Source organism: Pseudomonas sp. AC532 (assembly GCF_979258965.1).
In genome coordinates this window covers 4,259,825-4,282,589 of the sequence record NZ_OZ409888.1, presented here as the reverse complement: position 1 = coordinate 4,282,589, position 22,765 = coordinate 4,259,825, and the positions used below count along the sequence as shown (strand labels likewise).

General features: G+C 63.7%; 19 protein-coding genes. 2 read left to right on the top strand and 17 right to left on the bottom strand.

Annotation, left to right across the window (positions count from 1 at the left end; translation table 11 throughout):
• Positions 1-135: 135 nt before the first annotated feature.
• Positions 136-603, bottom strand: a complete 468-nt coding sequence (locus ACZ0AV_RS19895; protein WP_499152624.1) for a bacteriohemerythrin — start codon at positions 601-603, stop codon at positions 136-138.
• A gap of 196 nt (positions 604-799) precedes the next feature.
• Here ACZ0AV_RS19895 and rlmF point away from each other — a divergent pair, with 196 nt between their 5' ends.
• Positions 800-1,777 (top strand): 23S rRNA (adenine(1618)-N(6))-methyltransferase RlmF, encoded by a 978-nt coding sequence (rlmF, locus tag ACZ0AV_RS19890; RefSeq protein ID WP_499152623.1) that lies wholly within the window; start codon positions 800-802, stop codon positions 1,775-1,777.
• On the opposite strand, the gene ACZ0AV_RS19885 is transcribed toward rlmF, so the two are convergent.
• A complete protein-coding gene (locus ACZ0AV_RS19885) occupies positions 1,774-2,403 on the bottom strand; it encodes a DUF998 domain-containing protein (protein ID WP_499152622.1) in 630 nt (209 codons plus the stop codon). The two genes, rlmF and ACZ0AV_RS19885, sit on opposite strands and share 4 nt — an antisense overlap.
• Before the next feature lie 184 nt (positions 2,404-2,587).
• Here ACZ0AV_RS19885 and ACZ0AV_RS19880 point away from each other — a divergent pair, with 184 nt between their 5' ends.
• Positions 2,588-4,207 carry an NAD(P)/FAD-dependent oxidoreductase gene (locus ACZ0AV_RS19880; RefSeq protein ID WP_499152621.1) on the top strand — a complete coding sequence of 540 codons (1,620 nt, stop codon included), beginning with the start codon at positions 2,588-2,590 and terminating at the stop codon, positions 4,205-4,207.
• 206 nt (positions 4,208-4,413) lie between these two features.
• On the opposite strand, the gene ACZ0AV_RS19875 is transcribed toward ACZ0AV_RS19880, so the two are convergent.
• From ACZ0AV_RS19875 to dinG, 15 genes are all read right to left on the bottom strand, one after another.
• Positions 4,414-4,746 carry a Na+/H+ antiporter subunit G gene (locus tag ACZ0AV_RS19875; RefSeq protein ID WP_499152620.1) on the bottom strand — a complete coding sequence of 111 codons (333 nt, stop codon included), beginning with the start codon at positions 4,744-4,746 and terminating at the stop codon, positions 4,414-4,416.
• Positions 4,747-4,760: 14 nt separating this feature from the next.
• Positions 4,761-5,030, bottom strand: a complete 270-nt coding sequence (locus tag ACZ0AV_RS19870; RefSeq protein ID WP_499152619.1) for a K+/H+ antiporter subunit F — start codon at positions 5,028-5,030, stop codon at positions 4,761-4,763.
• Positions 5,015-5,518 carry a Na+/H+ antiporter subunit E gene (locus tag ACZ0AV_RS19865; protein ID WP_499152618.1) on the bottom strand — a complete coding sequence of 168 codons (504 nt, stop codon included), beginning with the start codon at positions 5,516-5,518 and terminating at the stop codon, positions 5,015-5,017. The genes ACZ0AV_RS19870 and ACZ0AV_RS19865 overlap by 16 nt, the downstream gene beginning before the upstream one ends.
• Positions 5,515-7,017, bottom strand: coding sequence for a monovalent cation/H+ antiporter subunit D (locus ACZ0AV_RS19860; protein WP_499152617.1), 1,503 nt, complete (start codon positions 7,015-7,017; stop codon positions 5,515-5,517). Before ACZ0AV_RS19860 ends, ACZ0AV_RS19865 begins: the two co-directional genes overlap by 4 nt.
• On the bottom strand, positions 7,017-7,343 hold the full coding sequence (locus ACZ0AV_RS19855; protein WP_499152616.1) for a Na+/H+ antiporter subunit C: 327 nt from the start codon (positions 7,341-7,343) through the stop codon (positions 7,017-7,019). Before ACZ0AV_RS19855 ends, ACZ0AV_RS19860 begins: the two co-directional genes overlap by 1 nt.
• Positions 7,343-10,135: a monovalent cation/H+ antiporter subunit A gene (locus ACZ0AV_RS19850; protein WP_499152615.1), complete on the bottom strand. Its 2,793-nt coding sequence runs from the start codon at positions 10,133-10,135 to the stop codon at positions 7,343-7,345. The genes ACZ0AV_RS19855 and ACZ0AV_RS19850 overlap by 1 nt, the downstream gene beginning before the upstream one ends.
• A 483-nt stretch (positions 10,136-10,618) precedes the next feature.
• Entirely contained in the window at positions 10,619-11,083 is a 465-nt protein-coding gene (locus ACZ0AV_RS19845) for an outer membrane lipoprotein (protein ID WP_499152614.1), read from the bottom strand.
• Between the two features lie 219 nt (positions 11,084-11,302).
• Positions 11,303-12,445, bottom strand: coding sequence for a glycerate kinase (locus tag ACZ0AV_RS19840; protein WP_499152613.1), 1,143 nt, complete (start codon positions 12,443-12,445; stop codon positions 11,303-11,305).
• Positions 12,446-12,499: 54 nt separating this feature from the next.
• The gene (locus ACZ0AV_RS19835; RefSeq protein WP_499152612.1) at positions 12,500-13,858 is read right to left on the bottom strand and encodes a GntP family permease; all 1,359 of its coding nucleotides are present in this window, start codon (positions 13,856-13,858) and stop codon (positions 12,500-12,502) included.
• Positions 13,859-13,999: 141 nt separating this feature from the next.
• Entirely contained in the window at positions 14,000-15,106 is a 1,107-nt protein-coding gene (locus ACZ0AV_RS19830; protein ID WP_499152611.1) for a sugar diacid recognition domain-containing protein, read from the bottom strand.
• 81 nt (positions 15,107-15,187) lie between these two features.
• Positions 15,188-15,835: a pyridoxamine 5'-phosphate oxidase gene (pdxH, locus tag ACZ0AV_RS19825; RefSeq protein ID WP_499152610.1), complete on the bottom strand. Its 648-nt coding sequence runs from the start codon at positions 15,833-15,835 to the stop codon at positions 15,188-15,190.
• A 48-nt stretch (positions 15,836-15,883) separates the two neighbouring features.
• Positions 15,884-16,663 (bottom strand): OmpA family protein, encoded by a 780-nt coding sequence (locus tag ACZ0AV_RS19820; RefSeq protein ID WP_499152609.1) that lies wholly within the window; start codon positions 16,661-16,663, stop codon positions 15,884-15,886.
• Positions 16,664-16,753: 90 nt separating this feature from the next.
• Complete coding sequence (locus ACZ0AV_RS19815; RefSeq protein WP_499152608.1) at positions 16,754-17,899, bottom strand: serine hydrolase domain-containing protein; 1,146 nt, start codon at positions 17,897-17,899, stop codon at positions 16,754-16,756.
• A gap of 47 nt (positions 17,900-17,946) precedes the next feature.
• The gene (locus tag ACZ0AV_RS19810; RefSeq protein ID WP_499153409.1) at positions 17,947-20,205 is read right to left on the bottom strand and encodes a beta-agarase; all 2,259 of its coding nucleotides are present in this window, start codon (positions 20,203-20,205) and stop codon (positions 17,947-17,949) included.
• 330 nt (positions 20,206-20,535) lie between these two features.
• Entirely contained in the window at positions 20,536-22,680 is a 2,145-nt protein-coding gene (dinG, locus tag ACZ0AV_RS19805) for an ATP-dependent DNA helicase DinG (RefSeq protein ID WP_499152607.1), read from the bottom strand.
• Between the last annotated feature and the right edge of the window lie 85 nt (positions 22,681-22,765).

Sequence of the window (22,765 nt, the reverse complement as noted above, 5' to 3'; positions counted from 1 at the left end):
GGACGGGTCGGGCCGCGTAGGTGAGGCGTCGTCCACCCTACGACTGTGGGAGCGGGCCGTGCCCGCGAATAATCACGGGCATGGCCCGTTCCCACAATGAATCACCGAACGTCTGCTTTTGCCTTGAAACGCCCGCTATGCCGCTCGAAAGAAGCGCCGCTTGGCTCGGTTCAACCAGCCGTCTTCGGTCTTGTCGGCGGCCAGCTTACGCAGGTTTTCGGTAACGGCAGCCACGTAGTTCTGGTCATCGTTGCGGATATGGCCGAACAGCCAACGACCGAGCAGGCTGCGCAACTCGTCAGAGACGTCCTCGCCCTGTTTGAAGCGCGTGCGGTAGTCGTCGACCCGATTGATGAATACCTGGTGCACCCGCTTGTGGGCCTTGGTGAATACGTAGCCGGCCTCCTCGAGCATCGCCTCCTCGAAGGCGAAGTGCGAGGTGGTGTAGTCCATGAGCTCTTCGATCACCTGCCCCACGCCCTCGCCCGTACCTTGCTGTTGCGCTTCGTACAGCTCGTTGATCATATCGACGATGCGCCGGTGCTGGCCGTCGATCACGGCGATCCCGGTGTTCAGGTCATCGCTCCAATGGAGATAGGCCATCTGCGGCCTCCCTGTGATATCCCTAGATGACGTCAGTCTAGGGCTGTCCAGGTGGCGCGACCTTGATCTGGGTCAGTGCGCCTCCGAACGCCAACCGTTGGCCGGCTGCTGCTTTCAGTGCGCCGCAGCAAGCCGGCAAGCACGCCACCGGCGGCTGTGGGAAAATGCCCCACCGCCCTTTGTGTGATCCATCAGCATGCCAGCCAAACGCCCGCCGAAACCGCCTGCCTCGCCAACTGACAAAGCTCAGCTGCACCCGCGCAACCGCCACCAGGGGCGTTACGATTTCCCGGCGTTGATCAAAGCCAGCCCCGAGCTGGCGGCGTTCGTGATCATCAACCCGTACGGTAACCAGAGTATCGACTTCGCCAACCCGGCGGCGGTGAAGGTCTTCAACCGCGCCCTGCTCAAGCAGTTCTACGGCATCGCTCACTGGGACATCCCGGCGGACTACCTGTGCCCGCCGATTCCCGGGCGTGCGGACTATTTGCACTACCTGGCGGATCTGCTGGCCAGCGACAACGGCGGTGAAATTCCCAGGGGCGCAGCGGTACAGGCGCTGGACATCGGCGTGGGCGCCAACTGCATTTACCCGCTGCTGGGTACCTGTGAATACGGCTGGCGGTTCGTCGGTGCAGACATCGCGCCGCCGGCCATCGCGTCGGCCAGGGCCATCGTGCAATCCAATCCTGGCCTGAGCGAGCAGATCGAACTGCGCCTGCAGCCCGACGCGGGACATATTTTCGCGGGGTTGCTGCAGCCTGGAGAGCGCTTCGAAGTAACGGTGTGCAACCCGCCCTTTCACGCCTCGGCTGACGAAGCCACCAGCGGCAGCAAACGCAAATGGCGCAATCTGGGCAAGCTCGATCCCAAGCGCAAGTTGCCGGTGCTGAACTTCGGCGGCCAGGCAGCCGAGCTGTGGTGCCCCGGCGGTGAAGCGGCGTTCGTCGCCCGACTGATTCGGGAGAGCGCCGAGCACGCTGGACAGGTGCTGTGGTTCAGCACGCTGATTTCCAAATCCGGCAACCTGCCGGGCGTGTACGCCGCACTCAAGAAGGCAGGCGCGCTGGAAACCCGTACGGTGGAAATGAGCCAGGGCCAGAAGCAGAGCCGCTTCGTGGCCTGGACCTTTCTGAATAGCGAGCAGCGTCAGGCGTGGTTGGGCAATCGCTAAATACGTTCGCGCCGCAACAACATCAGCGCCAGCGCAGCCACCCATAGAAGCGATGCACCGTAATTGATGCGTTGGTAAAGGCCGAATCCATGGCCGCTTTCCAGCGCCCCGGCCATCAACGGCAAGGTGCCGAGTACCAGCAACGTGCACAGCAGCGATAGCCAGGAAAAACCGCGTGAGCCGAGCAGACGACGTCCCAGGTAAACCCACAGCGCACTGGCCAGCAGCAGGCTGAGCGCCATGGCCAGCCCTGCGAGGTTATGCAGATTCTGGCTGGCCGACGGCGCCTCGGGAGCGCAGCCTGCATCACAGGAAAAGTAACCAGTACCGAAGCTGCCCAGGCCATGCACGACGATCAGCATGCCACTCAACCGCGCCCAGCGAGTGTCGAAACTCAGCGCAACGGCGACGCCGAAGACCATGAACAACGCGCCCAGCGGGAAGTTATTGATCAGCGGTGACAGGCTCTGGGTAGGTGCACCGTGAGCACCAAGCAGGCTCATGGCGTGGTCTAGATGGCTATAGCCGGGATAGAGCGCACCGGCCAAGGCCACGCCCAACGTCAGCCAGAGCGGTGTGATGAGGCCAGCCAGATAGCCGATGGAAAGCATCCTTTGCGATTGCATGCGAGAGTCCTTTGCGCCGGTGAGGTCTGGCAATGACGCACCTGATCCGACAAGTGACACACCTCATCTCGGCTCTGCCCGTCGACTGCGCAGCCCGAACTGCAGCCTCGTGCGGATTTTTCGTCCATAATCGCCGCCCTCGAAAAGCTGCCGGGTGACCTCCGGCCCTGAAAGGTAGACCGACATGCTGCGCATCACCGAACTGAAACTGCCCCTCGACCACGCGGACGATGCCATTCGCCCTGCCCTCGTAGAGCGCCTGGGTATCGAGGACAGCGAGCTGCTCGAACTCAGCGTGTTCAAGCGCAGCTACGATGCCCGCAAGAAGTTCGGTGACATGCCCTTCATCTACACCCTCGATTTCAGCGTGCGTGACGAAGCCGCGCTGCTGGCGCGCCTGAGTAATGACCGCAACCTTGGCATCGCCCCGGATGTGCGCTACAAGCCGCTGACCATCGCTGCCGAGCAGCAGCCGGCACAGCGCCCGCTGGTGATCGGCTTCGGCCCGTGCGGCATTTTCGCCGCCCTGCTGCTGGCGCAGATGGGCCTCAAGCCGATCGTGCTGGAACGAGGCAAGGAAGTGCGCCAGCGCACCAAGGACACCTGGGGCCTGTGGCGCAAGAACGTGCTCGACCCTGAGTCCAACGTGCAGTTCGGCGAGGGCGGCGCGGGGACCTTTTCCGATGGCAAGCTGTACAGCCAGATCAAGGACCCCAACCACTACGGCCGCAAGGTGCTGGAAGAATTCGTCAAGGCCGGCGCGCCGGAGGAAATCCTCTACGTCAGCAAACCGCACATCGGCACCTTCCGCCTGACCGGCGTGGTCGCCACCATGCGCGAGGAAATCAAGGCGCTGGGCGGTGAAGTGCGTTTCCAGCAGCGCGTCAGCGATGTGCTCATCGAAGACGGCCAACTGGTAGGCGTGGAACTGGAAAGCGGCGAGCAGATCCACAGCCGCCACGTCATTCTGGCCCTCGGCCACAGCTCCCGCGACACCTTCCGCGCGTTACACAAGCGCGGCGTGTTCATGGAAGCCAAGCCGTTCTCGGTGGGTTTCCGTATCGAGCATCCGCAATCGCTGATCGACCGTGCGCGTCTCGGCAAGTACGCCGGGCACCCGAAGATCGGCGCCGCCGACTACAAGCTGGTGCACCACGCCAAGAACGGTCGCTCGGTGTACAGCTTCTGCATGTGCCCAGGCGGCACCGTGGTCGCCGCCACCAGCGAGCCGCACCGCGTGGTGACCAATGGTATGAGCCAGTACTCGCGCAATGAGCGTAACGCCAACGCCGGTATCGTCGTCGGCATCACGCCCGAGCAGGACTACCCCGGCGGCCCGCTGGCGGGTGTCGAGTTGCAGGAACGCCTGGAATCCCATGCCTACGTGCTGGGTGGCAGCAACTACGAGGCGCCCGGGCAACTGGTCGGCGATTTCATCGCCGGCACGCCGAGCACCGCGCTGGGCAGTGTCGAACCGTCCTATAAACCGGGCATCCGCCTGGGCGATCTGGCGCCAGCGCTGCCCGACTTCGCCATCGAGGCTATCCGTGAGGCACTGCCGGCCTTCGGCAAGCAGATCAAGGGCTTCGACCTGCACGATGCGGTACTGACCGGCATCGAGACGCGTACCTCCTCGCCGTTGCGCATCACCCGAGGCGAAGACCTGCAAAGCCTCAACGTGCGCGGACTGTTTCCTGCCGGGGAAGGTGCGGGCTATGCCGGCGGCATTCTGTCCGCGGGTGTCGACGGAATTCGCGTCGCAGAAGGGCTGGCCCGCGCGTTACGCGAGCAGCAACCTGGCTGACCGAGCGCCAACCGCGCTCGGCATCGTCGCCGAGGCGGCTTTCGGCGATGCAGCGCTGCCTGCCGCAATTTCCTGCCCTATGGCTTCAGTACACCGGCCAACGTCGGCAGCGGTTGAAATCTGGCCTGGCTCCGTGAGTTGTATGGCCAGCGGCTGGAGCGCCGGCAAAGCGGCTCAGCCGCCACGGCGGCAGCCGGCAGCCGGCTTCAGGACTCCCAGGGCCGCCCGCGGGTACGACGCACCAGTTTGACCTTTTCCTGCATCGCCGATTTGGCGAGCATGTGGGCGCTGACCGGCGCCGTGATGAACAGGAACATGACGATCAACAGCTCGTGCAAGCTGAGACCCTCCTCATGGTTGCCGAAGAAAATCATCGACGCCACGATCATGCTGCCGACCCCCAGGGTCGTGGCCTTGGTCGGGCCATGCAGACGCGTGAAGAAGTCCGGTAGGCGGTACAACCCGATGGCGCCGATCAGGGCAAAGGAAGAACCTACCAGCAGAAAAAATGCGACCAGTGCTTCGATCCAGAATGGCATTGCAACTCTCCTGTTCAGTCGATGATTTCGCCGTGCATCAGATGTTTGCCCACCGCTACGGTACCGACGAAACCCATCACCGCGATCAGTAGCGCCGCCTCGAAAAACAGATCCGACTTAAGCCAGATGCCGAAAATAACGATCAGGGCCAGCGCGTTGATGTACAGCGTATCCAGGGCCAACACCCGATCCGGCATATCCGGACCGCGTACCAGGGTGATGACGTTCAACGCCGTGGCAAGCCCCATCATTGCCAGGCACAGCAGGATCACGTAGCCGAGCATGCAAATATCTCCATCAACGGCGCCTCATAGCGACTTTTCACCTGAGCGACCAGAGAGTCCTCATCGGCAACGTCCAAACCATGCAGCAACAGGGTTTTGTGGTCCGGGCTGAGCCCCGAAGACACCGTACCCGGTGTCAGCGAGAGGATGCAGGCCAGCACCGAAAGTACGAACTCGTCTTCGATCTCCATCGGCACCTCGACGAAGGCCGGCCGCAGTTTCTCGGTAGAGCCGAGCACCAGGCGCGCGACGTGCAGGTTGGCGACCAGAATGTCCCAGAGCACCATCAGCATGTAGCGGCACAGCAGACCGGGCCGGCGCACACGTGGCACGTCGAGCATGAAGCCGCTGCACAGCAGGGCGATGCCCCAGCCAAGGAATGCGCCCAGCACGAGATGACCGACGCTTGGCGCATTGACCAGCAACAACCACATCACCGTCAGCAGCACACTGAGCATGGGGTGTGGGAACAACCGGGACAGGCTCATGCACCACCTCCTCTGACGATCTGCAGATAGCTGTCGACGTCCAGCAACTGCTGGGCCGTCGCCTGTGCATAGGCGGCTATGGGCTGCGCAGCGACCACCAGCAATGGCCCGCACGCCAGCAGGGCAATGGCGGCCACCGTGCGAATCCAGTCGAACTCAGCGCTCGGCGCAGGCGTTGCCGAGCAGCGCCAGAACAAGGTCGTACCGGCGCGCGTCAGGGCGATGATCATGCCCAGCCCGCCGAACAGTACTGCGGGCCACAGGACCCAGGCCTGCCAGACGGTCTCCACCGAACGCAAGAGCATCAGCTTGCCCAGGAACCCCGAAAAGGGCGGCAGCCCGGCCACCGAAATGGCGCCAATGAAAAACAGTGCGCTGAGCAGCTTGGGTGTCAACAGCGGCGGTCCTTTGCGAAGTTTCAGGCCCAGTTCACCGCGTTGCCGCGCCACCAGATCAGCCAGCAGAAACAGCCCTCCGCAGACCCAGGTGCTGTGCACCAGGTAATACAACGCCGCACTCATGCTCTGCACGGTACCGATGGCAACACCCGCGAGCAACGTACCGACCGAGACGATAACCAGGTAGCCGATCAACCGACCCAGGGTTCGCGCTGCCAGGGCGCCGATCACGCCGAGCCCCAGGGTGAGCGCTGCCAGTGGCCACAACAGGTGGTCGACCAGCTTCGCCAGTTCGCCCGCCTCGTTTCCGAACACCAGAGTGAAGAAGCGGATCACCGCGTACAGCCCGACCTTGGTCATGATCGCGAACAGTGCCGCCACCGGCGCGGTGGCCGCTGAGTAGGCGTTGGGCAGCCAAAAGTACAAGGGCAGAATCGCGCCTTTGAGCGCGAATACGATCAACAGCATGTAGCCGGCAGCGGCGAGCAAGGGCTGACTGTCAGCTTCGACCAGCGACACCTTCAGCGCCAGGTCGGCCATGTTCAGAGTGCCAAGCAGGCCATACAGGATGCCTATGCCGATCAGGAAGAACGACGAGGCGACCAGGTTGAGCACCACATAGTGCAGGCCCGCCTTGATGCGCTTCGGCCCGCCGCCATAGACCAGCAGCGAGTAAGAGGCGATCAGCAGGATCTCGAAGAATACGAACAGGTTGAACAAGTCACCGGTGAGGAACGCACCGTTGATGCCCAAAAGCTGGAACTGCATCAGGGCATGGAAATTAGGCCCACGCTCGTCATCGCCGCGTATTGCATAGAGCACCGCAAAACCGGCCAGCACCGCGGTCACCAACAGCATCATCGCCGCCAGGCGATCGAGCAGCAGCACGATGCCGAACGGCGCCTGCCAATTGCCCAGCGCATAGACCTGCAGCGCACCCGAGTCGGCCTGCAGCACCAGCCAGACGCTCAGCGGCAGCAGCGCCCAAGTGGCCAGCATGGAGATCCAGCGCTTGGCGGTCAGCGACAGTTGCGAGCTGATCAGCAGCAGACTGCCGGTGAACATCGGTATCAGGATGGGCAGGATCAACGCATGATTCATCAGCGCGGCTCCTCGCCATCGACATGATCGGTACGCAGATCACCCAATGCGCGTAATGACAACACCACCACGAAGGCGGTCATGGCGAAGCCGATGACGATGGCGGTCAGCACCAGCGCCTGGGGAAGCGGATCGCCGTGTTCGGCACTCTTGCCGATCACGGCCGGCACGCCGGTGCCCAGACGCCCCATGGCGAACAGGAACAGGTTGACCCCGTAGGAAATGAGGGTGAGCCCCATCACCACCGGAAAGATGCGTGCGCGCATCAACAGGTACACACCTGTAGCGACCAGTACACCAAGGGTTATCGCGAACAGAGCTTCCATCAAAGTACCTCCTTGCTCGATTCGTCCTGACTCACGTGGCCGATATTGGAGAGGATCAGCAGCGTGGAACCGACGACCGCCAGATACACGCCCAAGTCGAACAGCAGCGCGGTGGCCAGCTCGAACTTGCCGATCAGTGGCAGGTGAAAATAGTCGAAAGCGGTGGTCAGGAACGGCGCACCGAACGCCAGGCTACCAAGACCGGTAAGCAAGGCGATCATCACCCCGAGGCCGGCGATGCTGTGGAAACTCCACGGTATGCGCCGCTGTGTCCACTCCACCCCGTGCGCCACGTACTGCAGGATCAGGGCAATCGCCGTGATCAGGCCGGCGATGAACCCACCGCCCGGCAGGTTGTGCCCGCGCAAGAAGATGAATGCCGACACCAGCAGCGCCATCGGCAACAGCACGCGCGCGATGTTGTCGAGAATCATCGGGTGGCTGTCTTGCGACCACAGCTTGCCGTTGGGATCGGTATGCGGGTGTGGCAGGTGCAGCCCTGAAAGCAGCCCGTAGATGCCCACAGCCGCGATCGCAAGCACCGCGATTTCTCCCAGCGTATCGAAGCCGCGGAAGTCGACCAGGATCACATTGACCACATTGGTCCCGCCGCCGCCACTGACGCTGTTCTCAAGGAAGAACGAGGAGATGCTGTCGTACGGCCGGGTCATCACTGCATAGGCCAGCAGCGCCACCACGATACCCGCGCCCCCAGCCAGCAAGACATCGCGCAGACCGCGCAGGCTGCTGGACTCCATGGGCGTGCGATCCGGCATGAAGAACAGCGCGAGCACCAACAGGATGATGGTCACCACCTCGACCGAGAGCTGGGTCAATGCCAGATCTGGTGCGGAATAGCGGGCGAAGGCCAGCGCCACCATCAACCCTGCGCAGCTCAGGGTCATCAGCGCCTTCAGACGGTTGCGGTGGAACACCACGGTAAGCACCGCCATCAGCCAAAGCACCACCATACCCAGCACGGTCAGGCCATCCAGAGGTGACAGTGGCACGTCCCCGCCCAGCGAGTCCATGGACGACAGCGCCACGGTCACAAGCACCAATACGCTGCATAGCAAAAATGCGATATAGCGCTGCAGCGACCCGCTCTCGAGCAGCCTGGTGATCCAGCGTGCTCCCTTGACCAAACGGCTGACGAGGAGCTCGAACATTTCCTTGGCGTCGACCTCGGGCATGCCGTTGTACCAGCGGTACAGCGGCTCGCGGCAGGCGTAGACGATGATGCCGCCAATCAGGGCGATCACGCTCATGCCCAGCGGCAGGTTGAAACCGTGCCAGATCGACAGGCTGTAAGAAGGAAGCTCGCCGCCCAGCGTGGCCGTGGCTGCAGATGCCAGCAATGGCGCCACGGTGTAGGCCGGCACCATCCCCACCAGGAGGCAGAGGAACACCAGTACCTCCACGGGAATCTTCATGTAGCGCGGCGGTTCATGCGGCGGGTACTTGGGCAGATCCTTCGGCTCGCCATTGAAGAACACGTCGTGGATGAAGCGCAGTGAATAGGCGACCGAGAACACCCCGGCCAACGTCGCGGCGGCGGGAATCATCCAGTTGAAGATGCCAAGCAGATCCTGGTTGAGCGTCTCGGTGAAGAACATCTCCTTGCTCAGGAAACCGTTCAACAGCGGCACCCCGGCCATTGCCGACGCCGCCACCATGGCCAATACCGCGGTGTGGGGCATGTATTTCCACAACCCGGCGATGCGCCGCATGTCGCGGCTGCCGGTTTCATGGTCGATGATACCCGCGGCCATGAACAGCGAGGCTTTGAACGTCGCATGGTTGATGATGTGGAACACCGCCGCCACGGTGGCGAGCTCGGTATCGAGGCCGAACAGCAGGGTAATCAGGCCAAGATGGCTGATCGTCGAATAGGCCAGCAGCCCTTTGAGATCGTGCTGGAACAACGCCATGATCGCCCCGAATACCAGGGTTGCCATGCCGGTCATGCTGACCAGGTAGAACCACAAGTCGGTACCGGCGAGCGCGGGATAGAAACGTGCCAGCAAAAACACCCCGGCCTTGACCATGGTGGCCGAGTGTAGATAGGCCGACACCGGCGTAGGCGCCGACATCGCCTGCGGCAGCCAGAAATGGAAGGGGAATTGCGCCGACTTGGTGAAGACACCGATCAGAATCAGGACCAGGGTCAATGGATACAGCGCATGGCCGCGAATCACATCACCGGCGGCCAGCACCTGAGTCAGCTCAAAGCTGCCGGCGATATTGCCGAGCAGCAGAATACCGGCCAGCAGCGCCAGGCCGCCGCCGCCGGTTACGGTCAGCGCCATGCGCGAGCCGCGTCGGGCATCCGAGCTGCCGCTCCAGAAACCGATCAGCAGGAAAGACGACAGGCTGGTCAGTTCCCAGAACACCAGCATCAGCAGCATGTTTTCCGACAGTACCACGCCCAGCATGGCGCCCATGAACAGCAGCAGGTATGCGAAGAAGCGCCCCATCGGCTCCTGTTTGCCCAGGTAATAGCGGGCATAGAGAATCACCAGCAGGCCGATGCCGAGGATCAACAGCGCGAACAGGAAACCAAGACCATCCAGGCGCAGGCTCAGGTCCAGGCCCAGATCGGAGAGCCACGGGTAGCGAACCACCTGCAATTCGCCGGCGAATACCGCCGGCTGTTCCAGCCACAGCAGAACCAGCGCCGCGGCCGGGGCGATCGCAGCGGCCAGCGCGCAGAGCGAGCGCCCCATGCGGTCCGCCAGCAATGGTAAACAGATGCCTAAAAATGGTAAGGCGATAATCAGCGCAAGCGCCATACACTAAACCCCTTGTACAACCCCGCCTTGTAGCCAGACGGCCAGTTAGTGTGTGCCAGAATGCCGGCCGTGATAAGCGCCGGCCGATCCCTGCGATGGTGTGCGTGATGCCAACCCGGCAGGCGGAGTAGCCGCCCTTGGTAGTCGGACCCCAACTCAATGGCGTCACCGTAATCAGGTGCCAGCGTAGTGCGGCACGCTGTAACTGACTGGCGAAACCCGCGCGGCGTTCGACTTGTTTTCAGCGTGAACTGCCGCAGCGCCCGCGCCGGAAAATGCAGGCGCGATTGTGCTTAACTATCGACTCGACGTCATGGATAGAATTATTACTAAAACTATCTTGCGCACCGGTTGCACATAGCCGTCGCAGGCGCTCTAGAACGGCCCATGCGCAACGACGTGCATTAAAAAGGCCGAATCGGTAAGCCGATTCGGCCATTGTGGCATCGCACTTAACGACGCAACGCGTCGTCGGCGAATTTACTAGTGGGTTACCCGGCTAGTGCCATTGACGGTCAGGATGCGCACACGCTCGCCAACGCGGAAGATCTGATTTTCCTCAACGGCCTGGACATAGGCGCGCATGCTGCCATCGTCTTCACGCACGGTGATCTCGACACCCTGCGTACGGGTGATACCTTCCTCGGCAGCAGCGCCCAGCAAGCCACCTGCCACGGCGCCAATCACCGCTGCCACCGCCGAGCCACGGCCGCCGCCGACGCCACTGCCGGCAACGCCACCGATCACGGCACCAGCGCCGCCACCGATGGGCGTCTTGGTACCTTCGATCTTCACCGGGCGCAGGGATTCGATGGTGCCCATACGCACGGTCTGCACCGCACGCGCTTCATCGCGTGAATAGCTGTCGCCGGTCAGGCTCGATGCACAACCGCCAAGAGTGAGCGTCGCTGCAGCCAACAGGACAACGAAAATACCAGGTTTATGCATGACGATTCTCCAGACGGGGACTGATAACGCTATGACAGCACAGTCGCCAGGACGCTCACTGTGATTGTCGACAAATTGCGTCCTTCGTTCAGCAACGGTACAGGGTCACTAAAGGGCAAAATGCCGAGCGAAATGCGCGTGCAAACCGCGACCGGAGGGATTGTCACCGCCCCGCCATGGTGCGCGCAAGACTCATGCGCATCACCGGGCCTTCGAGAATCAGCGCCGTGCCGCTTGTGCGAGGCGCCAGAAGCGCGCCAGATCGGTAGCGCGCGCCTCCAGTTCCTCGGCGGCGTGGGCACAGGCATGCGCCAGGCTGATCGGCCCGGGCGCCAGGCTGAACGCCGCCTCGATCCCTGCCTCGCGCACCTGCTGATAGCCCTCACCTAGGCTGCCGGCCAGGGCGATGACCGGGACATCCTGTGCCCGCGCTATCCGCGCGACACCAACCGGCGTCTTGCCGTGCAGGCTCTGGGCATCTAGCCGGCCCTCGCCGGTAATCACCAGATCGGCGCCGGTGACGGCTTCTGCCAATCCCGACAATTCGGCCACCAGCTCGATACCGGGCCGAAAGCGCGCGTCGAAGAATGCCCTGGCAGCAAAACCAAGCCCACCGGCCGCGCCCACGCCAGGTAGCTCACTGAAGTCTTCGCCCAATGCCTCGCCCACCACTTCGGCCATGCGCGCCAATGCCGCATCCAGTTCTCTGACCTGCTCGGGGCTGGCGCCCTTCTGCGGTCCGAAGACCGCCGATGCCCCACGCGGCCCGCACAGAGGATTGTCCACATCCGCCGCCACGTCGACCTGCACGTCCTGCAGCCGCCTGTCGAGGGCACTGAGATCGACACGCTGCAAGGTGGCCAGTGCCGCACCGCCAGGCCGCAATTCATTGCCACCGGCATCGAGAAAACGTGCACCAAGCGCGCGCAGCAGCCCGCTGCCACCATCATTGGTGGCGCTGCCGCCGAGGCCAAGAATGATCCGCGTGGCACCAGCATCCAGCGCGGCGCGAATCAACTCGCCGGTGCCGTAGCTGCTGGTCACCCGGGCGTCGCGCTGCGCGCTGGGTACCCAGTGCAAGCCGCTGGCTGCAGCCATCTCGATGACTGCAGTGCCGTCACCCAGCCATCCCCAGTGGGCCTGCACGGGTGTGGCGAGAGGGCCTTGCACCGTCAGTTCGCGGCGCTCGCCGCCAGTGGCTGCCAGCACGGCGTCCACTGTGCCCTCGCCGCCATCGGCCATGGGGCATAGCGCGATCTCGGCGTCCGGGTAGACAGCGAGCCAGCCGCGGGCGATGGCCTGGGCAACCTCGGGCGCACTCAGGCTCTCCTTGAAAGAATCAGGAGCAATGACGATTTTCATGGAGATAACCTCGAAAACGGCGGGACGCCCGAAGGCGCCCCGGAGGGAGACGACTTACAGCAGCACCAGGCTGAGTAGCCACACGGTGAGCATGCCGACCACGCCCTGGATCAACGTAGCGACGGTTTGCGCGCGATAAGCCACAGCCACCGGCATGCGGCTGAATTGGGTAACCACCCAGAAAAAACTGTCGTTGGCGTGCGACACGGTCATCGCACCCGAGCCGATCGCCATGACGGTCAGCACACGCCCCATTTCGCTATCCAGGCCAAGCTGCGGCAGCAGCGGAGCGACCATTGCAGAGGTGGTCACCAGGGCCACGGTGCTCGATCCCTGGGCAGTCTTAAGCGCAGCCGCGACGAGGAACGGCATGAACAGCCCGACGCCCAGCGCCGACAGCGTGCTACCCAGATAAGCGCCGAGTGGCGATGCACTCAATACCGCGCCAAACGCGCCCCCGGCACCGGTAATCAGCAGGATCGGAGCGGCAGACACGATACCTTCGGCGACGCGGTCATGCAGATTCTGACGCTTGCCGTTGCCCTTGAGCAGCGTGCAGGCCAGCGCCAGGCCGATCAACAGCGCGATTACCGGCTGACCACAGAAGCGCAGCAGGGTCAGAATTTCACCCTCACCGAACGGCTTGCTCGGAAACACCGCGATAGAGCCCAGGCAGATCAGCAGAATCGGTACGAAAATGGGTGCGAATGCCTGCGCAGCGCTGGGCAACTTGCCATATTTGGCGCGCAGGTCGGCAAAGTCCTCGGCGCTGGGCAGCGGCGTGCCGTCGTCCACCAGGGCGATGTCCTTGTCAACGAAGCGATTCGCCCACCACATGCCCGCCAGAGCGGTCACCATGGCGACGAACAGGCCGACGGCGATCACCAGCCCCAGGCTCGACTCCAGCCCCAGGTTGCCAGCAGCGGCAATCGGCCCTGGCGTCGGCGGCACGAAGGTGTGGGTGGCATAAAGACCGGTCGCCAGCGCCACGCTCATGGCTACCACCGAGACCTTCATACGCGCGGCCAGGGCGTTCTTCAGCGAATTGAGGATGACATAGCCGGAATCGCAGAACACCGGAATCGATACCAGGTAACCGATGATCGACATGGTCAGCGTCGGAAAGCGCTCGCCGAGCAGCTTGATCACCGTCTCGGCCATGGTGATCGCCGCACCGCTGCGCTCGAGAATCACCCCGATGATGGTGCCCAGGACGATAACGATACCGATGTTGCCGAGGATGCCGCCAAAGCCGGTGGCAATGGTCTTGACGATATCCTGATGGGGCAGCTGATAGGCGAAACCCGCGATCAGGGCTGCCGCCAACAGGGCGAGAAAAGGATGCAGTTTCAGACGGGTAGTCGAGAGCACGATGAACGCGATCAATGCGACCAGGATCAGAACCAGAGCCATGCCGGTGTCCTCATTGTTGTTATGGTTGGGTGCCGCTGCTGCGCATTGTCACCCAGCGGCGCATGCCGACACCCTGTTCACCCGCACAATAAGCCTGGCGCCAGGCTGAACATTTATTGTGCAGACGCCACATGAGTATGCCTAGGCAGTTGCCTCTATCAGGCCCAGCCCCAGGGACAGCTGCAAGCGCCGATCGAGTCGCGTCAGTTCCACGCCGCTCAGCTCGGCGATACGCTCGAGGCGATAGCGCAAGGTGTTGCGATGAATACCCAGCGCCGCCGCGCAGCTCTGCACCTGACCATCATGCAGGCACCAGGCTTCCAGGGTCTGGCGCAGCACGCCGTTGCCGTCGTGGGCCAATACCTGCTTCAACGGCGCCAGCCAGCCCTGCAACAACCAGCTGTTGCGCTGGGCGTGAAGCAGCGTTGGCAGGCGATGCTCCTCCAGCGAGACCAGGCGCAGCGCCGGATGACGCGCCCGTGCGAACGCCTGCAGATCGCGCAGCGCCAGGCAAGCCTGGCGCAGTTGCCCGAGCGAGTGCACCGGGTCGCTGACCAGCAGACGAGCGACGCCCCAGCCGCGCTCGTCGGCGCTTTCGAGCCAGTGGGCATCAACACGGCCCGCCAGCGGGCGGCACCAGAGCAGCTCGCGCATGCCCAGGGGCGCGCACAGGTGCTCGTGCTTGCCAGCCAGGGCGCCGAGCAGGCGCGCCTGCTGCGCCAGCGGTTCCCCCTGCTCCTGCAGTTCCAGCAGGCACACCTGACGCGGCCAGCCGAGCGCCAACCCCTGGCGCTCGGCATCCGCAGCCAGAGTACCGAGCGGCACTGCCGGGTCGAACAGCAGGCGCAACCAGGCATCTAGTTGATGCCGCTGCCAATGCCGCTCGGCCTGCAACTGGCGCTGCTCGACAAGCATCTCCGCAGCCATGCGCACCAGCTCGGCGTAGGGGCGCACCACTTCCGGTGCTCCGGTGATGCCGAGCACGCCGATCAGGTCATCGTCATACAACAGAGGCAGGTTGACCCCAGGGCGAACGCCGCGCAGACAGGTGGCGGCCTGTTCGTCGATCTCCACCACACGGCGGTTGGCCAGCACCAGTTGCGCGCCTTCATGGCGGGTATGCAGCCGCGCTGCATCACCACTGCCGATGATCATGCCCTGGGCATCCATCACGTTGATGTTATAGGGGAGGATCGCCATGGCCCGGTCAACGATGTGCTGGGCCAGGGTGGAATCAAGTTCGAGCATGCTACGGCCTCCGCGAAGGAAGCCGCCATTGTAGGCGCAACGAAGAGGCCCACGACATGCACGCGTGGCAATGGGCGACCGTCAGGGTGCCAGGCGCTGGCGCAGCCAGGTGTCACCTTCGTGGAGGTAGGCGAGACGGTCGTGCAGCCGGCTGGCACGGCCCTGCCAGAACTCGATGCGCTCGGGCAGCAACCGGTATCCGCCCCAGTGCGGCGGGCACTCGGGAGCCTGGTCGGCGAAGCGCTTTTCGGCCTCGGCCAGCAGCCCTTCAAGCTCGCCGCGGTCACGGATCACCCGGCTTTGTGGTGAGGCCCAGGCGCCCAGGCGGCTGCCCAGTGGGCGCACCTGGAAGTAGGCATTGGATTCGGCAGCCGACACCCGCTCTACCCGCCCCTCGATCCGTACCTGGCGCTCCAGCGTCGGCCAGAAAAAGGTCATCGCCGCAAACGGGTTGGCCTGCAACTGCTCGCCCTTGGCGCTCTGGTAATTGCTGAAAAAGGTGAAACCCTGCTCGTCGAGCCCCTTGAGGAGCAGCACGCGGCAGTGCGGCCGGCCGTCGGCATCAACGGTGGCAAGGGTCATGGCGTTGGGTTCTACGGGAAGCTGCTCGGTGCTCACCGCGTCGGCGAACCAGCTCTTGAATAGCGAGAGAGGCTCCAGGGGAGCCTGCTCCTCGCTCAGGCCGTCACGGGTGTAGTCACGGCGCATGTCAGCCAGGGTCTGAGTCATGAGAAAGCTCTCGGAAGCGACAAAGGCCCTAGCTTAACGGGGTAACGCTTATTTGGCTTGATCCGCGGCAACCACTTTCTTGGCATCGGCAAGCTTGGTGGCGCCTTTTGCGGCAGGTTTCTCGGCGGATTTGGCGACGGCCTTGGCAGCAGGTTTGGCTGCCGGCTTGGCGGAAGCCTTGGCCACTGCCTTGGCAGCAGGCTTGTCGGCTACGGCGACCGCGGTGGCTTCGGCGGCTGCCGGTGCAGGCTGGCTGTACTGCGCGATCAGGGCCTTCAATGTGTCCTGGCGGGTCAGCAGAATTTCCACGCGGCGATTGAGCTCACGGCCATTGGCACTGTCGTTGGCAGCGCGCGGCATGTCCGGGCCCATGCCCTTGACCATCAGACGATCCTGCTTGAGGCCGCTGAGGCGAAAGATCGCCGTGAAGGCACGGGCGCGCTCGTGGCTCAGCTCACGGTTGGTTTCCAGCGCACCGCTGCTGTCGGCGTGCCCCAAGACCAGGACGCCGACCTTGGCGTCTTTTTCCAGGACTTTGGCGACGCGCGTGATAGGGCCCAGGGTAACCGGCAGTAACATGCCAGGGCGATCAGGGTTGAAGGAACCCTTGACCGGCGCGGTGACGACCAGCAGGTTCTCGCGACGCTCCATTTCGAAGTTGCTGCCCTTGATGGCTTCGCGCACCAGTGGCTCGTATTCGTCCAGCCAGGCCTGGGTCACCTCGGGGGGCGGCATCGGGGCCGGTTTCGGGTCTTCCTTCTTCTCGAACAGGGAGCAACCTGTCAGCAATACGCAAAGCGCCAGTGCGCAAGTCTTGTAGGAAAGCATCGGTCATCCACATCCAATCAGTCGAAGTCGCCCGGGTGATCCGGAGTCAAAAGCTAAAAGCCATAGTGCGCAACAGTTTAGCGGCGGTTCTTAGAAACACTCACATAAGATACCTGCAAGTTTCTGTGCCCGCGGATCCATTAAGACGAACGGCCCCAGGTTATTGGTAACGAAACCTACCGCCACATCACGTTGTGGGTCGGCAAAGCCGGTCGAGCCTCCCGCGCCAGGGTGGCCAAAGGCACCCGGCCCCATGCCATAGGTGGCATTGGTCACGGCGGGCTGATCGAGCATGCAGCCGAGGCCAAAACGCGTCGATGTCAGCAGCGTCCTGTCCTCACCGACACTGTGCTCGCGTGTGAGTTCAGCCAGCAGCTCGCTGTCGAGCAGGCTGCCGTCGAGCAGGCCCGTGTAGAAACCGGCCAGGCTGCGGGCATTGCCGTGCCCGTTGGCTGCGGGCTGCTGCATGCGCCGCCACTCCGGTTTATTGGTGCTGGTCATGATCGACGGCGGATTGGTGAAAGCCCGTGTACTCAGCGCCTGGGCGTCGCTCATCATGGTCTTGAGCAGACGCTGGGCGGCGGCATCACCCACATTGCCCTTGCCCCGGCTGATGGTCGCGACGCGGTGAAACTCCTCATCGGCCAGGCCAACGTGAAAGTCCAGGCCGAGAGGCCTGGCGGTGCGGGCAACGATCGACTCGCCCGGGCCACGCCCTTCGACACGTCGTAACAGTTCCCCGACCAGCCAGCCGTAGGTGATCGGCGCGTAACCGTGCCCATCTCCCAGGGCCCACCAGGGCGCTTCGGCCGCCAGCGCGGTCGTCATGGCCTGCCAGTCATAAAGGGCTTCGGCCGGCAGGCTCCCGCGTATCGCTGGCAGGCCGGCCTGATGGCTGAGCAGGTGACGCAGGGTGATGCGCTCCTTGCCGGCAGCGGCGAACTCGGGCCAGTAGCGCGCCACGGGGGCGTCGAGTTCGAGCTTGCCTTCGGCCACCAACTGCAGGGCCGTCACGGCGGTAAAGGGTTTGGTGCAGGAAAACAGATTGAGGATGGTATCGCTGTGCCAGGCCTGCTGGCCGTCCCGGTCGGCGACACCGGCCCAGATGTCCACCACGGTCTCCCCACCCACCTGAACGCAGAGCGCTGCACCGCGCTCCTGGGGATCATCGAAAAACGCGGCAAAGGCATCCTTGACAGCTTCGAACTTGAGGTCGAAGTAACCCTGAATCTGCACACGCTGCTCCTGTTGAGGCGGCGCCAGGCAGGCCTGGCGCCGAGAGTTTAGGGCTTGGCCGCCGCGCCGGGCTGAGGCGCTGCTTCGGCCGGTGTTTCGCTGGCCGGTTCGTCGCCGGCAGGTGCGGCTGGGCTGGGGGCGTCCTTGGCTGCGTCCTTCAGTACCAGGGGCGGTACGCCCAGGTTGGCCTGGCGCACCGCCTTGACGAAACCGTCCCAGGGGCGGTCAGTGATGCCCACCAGGCCGAGGTGACCGTTCTCGCCGTCGAGCAGGCGACCGGTTACCGGCTGATCGAGGAACTGGAACCAGTGCACGCCGACGATCTGTGGCTCTTCCAGGGCTTTTTCCAGGAAATGCGCGTACGCCGGGCCGCGTTCCTCTTCCTTGTAGACCTCGGCAACGCCACCCCAGAACGGACCGCGGTCACGAGAACCGAAGTGAAATTCGGTGACCAGCATCGGCTTGTCGAGCTGGCGCAGGGTCTCGAAGTCATACCCGTGCTGCGGCTCGCGGGTGTAGAAGTTGAAGCTCAGCACGTCGCAATACTCGGCGCAGGCTTCCACGGCTTCGGGAATGCTCGCGGAGAAACGACCGCCCAGCAGCAGGTGGTTGGGCGTGTGCCAATCGAGCGAATCGGCGATGGTCTTGAAATAGGTATCGGCAAACAGGCGCAGAAAACGCTTCATGTCGTTTTCGATCGCCGGGTAAGCCGGATTGATCGGCGGCGCCTGGAAACCGGGGTCCTCCATCAATTCCCAGGCTTTCAAGTCGATACCCCAGGCCTTGGAAAGCCCTTCCTGATTGCGGTATTTGTCCCGCAGTTGCTTGAGGAAGGCACGCTTGGCCGGCACGTCGGTGGTCAGTCGCAGGGTCGCGTAGGCCAGGGCGTAGCGCGACAGCGGGTCGTCGGCCGGACCGGCCCAGGCCAGTTCGTTGTCGGCGTAGTAGCCCATCACCCAGGGATCATCGCGATGATCCCGGGTGGCGATGGCGATGGCGCGCTCGGCGGCCATGGCGAAACGCGGGTCGAAGGGATCGGGCATGCCGCCCCACCAGTCGATACCGGTGCTGATGGTCGCGTAATCGCCGTGAATGGACAGCGGAATGCTGTAGGGCATGCGCTTGTCGAGGGCGAAATCGTTATCGCTCCAGTTGCCCAGGGTATTGAAACCCCATGCCTGCAGGCGATTCTGCGCACGCTCGCGCCATACCTGCGGCTCCTGCGCACCATAGGTGCGCTGCAGGTTGGCACCGTAGAAATCGTACCAGCGGCCGCTGTCGAACACGCGGCCGCGGTTTGCGCCGGTCTCGGACTGGCTGTCGGCGCTGCCATAGAACGCCGCCAGGGGCTCGCCCTCGGCCGGCAGCGCGCTGAACATCTTTTCACGGCCCTCGATGTAGGTCTGGCTCTGCGAACCAATGACCGTGTTAACCCCCAGCGAATAGAAGGGGTTGCCCTCAGGGGTGACCAGGAACCAGCGCCCGCCGCGCTTCTCGGTGCGGAAAAACCCGCTGGCTTCGAAGGATGGGCCGCCGATCCAGCCGCCGTACATGTCCTGGGCCGGGCGGTCAGCCAGCCAGGCCTGCAACTGTTTGTCTTCCTGAGCCACGCCCTGGCGCAGCTGGTCGTCGGTCTTGATCTTGCCGGGCCAGTCACGGCGGGTGAACTGACCATAGCTGTCGACGATGCCGAGGTAGGCATCGTCCAGGTCCTCGCTGCCGCTTACACCGAAGCGGCCCAGCAGCAGATGCTGGGCGGCCTGGGGGTTGGGAATCGACAGGGTGACGGCGGTGACGTTGGCAGCATCGATCTCTCCGCTCACGGTTTCCGCCAGCAACAGCAGGCGGCCCTCGTGACGCCAGGGCATCAGGGCGCCGGCACGCATGCCCTGGGCACGGGGCGAAGTGGCGCCGAGCGGCACCAGCAGTGTCTGCGCAGGCCCGGCCGGCAGGGCGATCTGGGTGGTGAGACGCTTGCCGTCGGCACTCTCGATGGTCACGTCGACGGTCAGCGCCCAGCCCATGGCGTTCTGCACGCGAAGGTTCATGGCGCTCGACCCGGACCAGTCCCAATTGCCGCCCTGCGGGGTCAGGCGTAGGGTCGGTCGCTCGCTCGGGTTGAAGGTGGCACGCCTCAGGATCTCGCCTTCGGCGGCGCTTTCCGCGGTGATGCTGGGCAGGTAGGCATTGTCGCCAGCGACCTGCACCGCATCCATCGGCCTGACGAAGTTGAACAGTTCCTGGCGGTCCGCGGCGTTACCCAGCAGGGGCAGGCCGAGCAGCGCGATCAGCGCCATACGACCCATCGCCTGGGGCGGGCGAGGACGGGCTGCGGCGATGCACAGTGACAGTACTTTGGAAACCAGACCCTTGGTGGCTAAGCGCGCTTCGCACTGCACCGAACGGTCTGCCGACAGCAGCCAGGTGTTGACCTTCAAGACCCCTTCTCCCCGCAACTCGACAGTTATGAATGGCCCGTGACAATCCCGTCACGCGCTCTTTTCGCGCCTCACGCGCGAAGGCGCAATAGTGCGCCAGATGGGGGCTCGACCGCAAAGCCCGCATGTCGATTTAGCGGCACCTGGAGGGTGTTTTTTGTGCTGCACCGATGAAGCACGCAGGCAGCGCAACGGGGCTCAGGAGATTTCCCGACGAAACGGCGGCAGCGCGTTGAGGATCGCCTTGCCGTAGCGCTGGGTGACCACACGGCGATCCAGCAGGGTGATGGTGCCGCGATCCGCTTCGGTACGCAGCAGGCGCCCGCATGCCTGAACCAGGCGCAGAGACGCATCGGGCACGGAAATCTCCATGAACGGGTTGCCGCCACGCGCCTCGATCCATTCCGCCAGCGCGGCCTCGACCGGGTCGTCCGGCACGGCGAAGGGAATCTTGGCGATCACCACATGTTCGCAGTAGGCACCTGGCAGGTCGACACCCTCGGCGAAACTGGCCAGGCCGAACAGCACGCTTTCCTCGCCGCTGTCGACCCGTGCCTTGTGCTTGTTGAGCGTTTCCTGCTTGGACAGGTTGCCCTGGATGAATACCCGCTTGCGCCAGTCGCGCTCCAGGCCATCGAACACGTCCTGCATTTGCCGGCGCGAGGAAAACAGCACCAGCGTACCTCGTGAACCCTGCACCAGCCCTGGCAGTTCGCGGATGATCGCGGCCGTGTGTTCGGCGGCATTGCGCGGGTCGGCCTTGAGATCCGGCACTCGCAGCACGCCCGCATCGGCGTGGTGGAAGGGGCTCGGCACCACGGCGGTAACGGCCACCTTTGGCAGCCCGGCACGCATGCGGTAGCGGTCGAAGGTGCCCAGGGCGGTGAGCGTCGCCGAGGTCACCAGGGCACCGTAGGCCACGTTCCACAGGTTGCGACGCAGGGTCTCGGCCGCCAGGATCGGACTGGCATTGACCTCGATATCGAACAGCGCACCGCTCTCGGCCAGGGTCAGCCACCGCGCCATCGGCGGGCTGTCTTCCGGGTCTTCGCTGGTGAACGCCAGCCACAGTTCCCAGGTACCCTGGGCGCGCGCCAGCAGGCTGCCGAACAGCGGGTACCACTCCTCGGCCTGATGGCTGGCGATGCCGATACTGGTTTCTCCATCCATGGCTTCCTTGAGCCGCTCGGTCACCCCAGTGAACAGGTCGGTGAGCTTGGAAAAACCCTTTTTCAACTCCAGGCCCAGCTCGATCAGGTGCTCGGGCACCACGCCCCCGACGAAGCGATGACGCGGGCGCTCACGGCCCTCCATGTCCTCACCGGGCTTGAAGTCGGCAACCTGCTCGCAGGCGCTGAACATGAACTGCTGGTGCGTCTTGAGCTCACGCGCGAGCTCCGGCACCTGCTCGATCAACCGGCCGAGGTCGCCCGGCAAGGGATGCTGGGCAAGCAGCTTGCCGAGGTTCTTGGCGATCTGCTCCAGCCAGTCGGCGGTGGAGCGCAGCCGGGTGAAATGAGCGAAATGGCCGATGGCCTTATCCGGCAAATGATGGCCTTCGTCGAACACATAAAGGGTGTCACGCGGGTCAGGCAGCACCGCACCGCCGCCCAGGGCAAGATCGGCGAGCACCATATCGTGGTTGGTGACGATCACGTCGACCTTGCCCATTCCCTCGCGGGCCTTGTAGAAGGCGCACTGACCAAAGTTCGGGCAGTGGCGGCTGGTGCATTGGCTGTGGTCGGTGGTCAGCTGTGCCCAACGGCTGTCTTCGAGCTCTTGCGGCCAGCTGTCACGGTCGCCGTCCCATTTGTTGCCGGCAAGCTTCTCGATCATGCTGGTGAAGAGCTTCTGGCCCTCCTCGTCCACATCGATGCGAAAGCCTTCTTCTTCGAACAGCTGCGCAGTGGAACTCTGCGCCTGGCCTTCCTGCAACAGCACGTCGAGCTTGGACAGGCACAGGTAGCGGCCCCGCCCCTTGGCCAGCGCGAAGCTGAAACTGAGGCCGCTGTTGCGCATCAGGTCCGGGAGATCCTTGTGCACGATCTGCTCCTGCAACGCGACGGTCGCCGTGGCGAGCACCATGCGCTTGCCGGCGGCCTTGGCGATCGGAATGGCCGCCATGCTGTAGGCCACGGTCTTGCCGGTACCGGTACCCGCTTCCACCGCCACCACGGCGGGCTCGCCCAGGCGGCGGCCCTCGTCGTCGGTCTTGATGGTGCCGAGCACCTTGGCGATTTCGGCGATCATCAGGCGCTGGCCGTAACGCGGCTTGAGCCCCTTGGACTCGAGAAAACGGCTGTAGGCGCCCTGGATCTGGGCTTTGAGTTCGGTACTGAGCATTAAGGATTCGAGTTAAAAAGGCTGGATATATTTTCAGTGTTCGCAAACGGCCGCTATCATAACGCGCCAAACGCCGGCGCGCTGA

Bases quoted from the DNA above. Each gene is read 5' to 3' on its own strand.
- ACZ0AV_RS19835 (WP_499152612.1), bottom strand. From the start codon at position 13,858: ATGGCTCTGGTTCTGATCCTGGTCGCATTGATCGCGTTCATCGTGCTC.
- ACZ0AV_RS19875 (WP_499152620.1), bottom strand. From the start codon at position 4,746: ATGCCATTCTGGATCGAAGCACTGGTCGCATTTTTTCTGCTGGTAGGT.
- ACZ0AV_RS19870 (WP_499152619.1), bottom strand. From the start codon at position 5,030: ATGCTCGGCTACGTGATCCTGCTGTGCCTGGCAATGATGGGGCTTGCC.
- dinG (WP_499152607.1), bottom strand. From the start codon at position 22,680: ATGCTCAGTACCGAACTCAAAGCCCAGATCCAGGGCGCCTACAGCCGT.
- ACZ0AV_RS19865 (WP_499152618.1), bottom strand. From the start codon at position 5,518: ATGAGCCTGTCCCGGTTGTTCCCACACCCCATGCTCAGTGTGCTGCTG.
- ACZ0AV_RS19845 (WP_499152614.1), bottom strand. From the start codon at position 11,083: ATGCATAAACCTGGTATTTTCGTTGTCCTGTTGGCTGCAGCGACGCTC.
- ACZ0AV_RS19895 (WP_499152624.1), bottom strand. From the start codon at position 603: ATGGCCTATCTCCATTGGAGCGATGACCTGAACACCGGGATCGCCGTG.
- ACZ0AV_RS19880 (WP_499152621.1), top strand. From the start codon at position 2,588: ATGCTGCGCATCACCGAACTGAAACTGCCCCTCGACCACGCGGACGAT.
- ACZ0AV_RS19855 (WP_499152616.1), bottom strand. From the start codon at position 7,343: ATGGAAGCTCTGTTCGCGATAACCCTTGGTGTACTGGTCGCTACAGGT.
- ACZ0AV_RS19840 (WP_499152613.1), bottom strand. From the start codon at position 12,445: ATGAAAATCGTCATTGCTCCTGATTCTTTCAAGGAGAGCCTGAGTGCG.
- ACZ0AV_RS19850 (WP_499152615.1), bottom strand. From the start codon at position 10,135: ATGGCGCTTGCGCTGATTATCGCCTTACCATTTTTAGGCATCTGTTTA.
- ACZ0AV_RS19820 (WP_499152609.1), bottom strand. From the start codon at position 16,663: ATGCTTTCCTACAAGACTTGCGCACTGGCGCTTTGCGTATTGCTGACA.
- ACZ0AV_RS19860 (WP_499152617.1), bottom strand. From the start codon at position 7,017: ATGAATCATGCGTTGATCCTGCCCATCCTGATACCGATGTTCACCGGC.
- rlmF (WP_499152623.1), top strand. From the start codon at position 800: ATGCCAGCCAAACGCCCGCCGAAACCGCCTGCCTCGCCAACTGACAAA.
- ACZ0AV_RS19830 (WP_499152611.1), bottom strand. From the start codon at position 15,106: ATGCTCGAACTTGATTCCACCCTGGCCCAGCACATCGTTGACCGGGCC.
- ACZ0AV_RS19885 (WP_499152622.1), bottom strand. From the start codon at position 2,403: ATGCAATCGCAAAGGATGCTTTCCATCGGCTATCTGGCTGGCCTCATC.
- pdxH (WP_499152610.1), bottom strand. From the start codon at position 15,835: ATGACTCAGACCCTGGCTGACATGCGCCGTGACTACACCCGTGACGGC.
- ACZ0AV_RS19810 (WP_499153409.1), bottom strand. From the start codon at position 20,205: ATGGGTCGTATGGCGCTGATCGCGCTGCTCGGCCTGCCCCTGCTGGGT.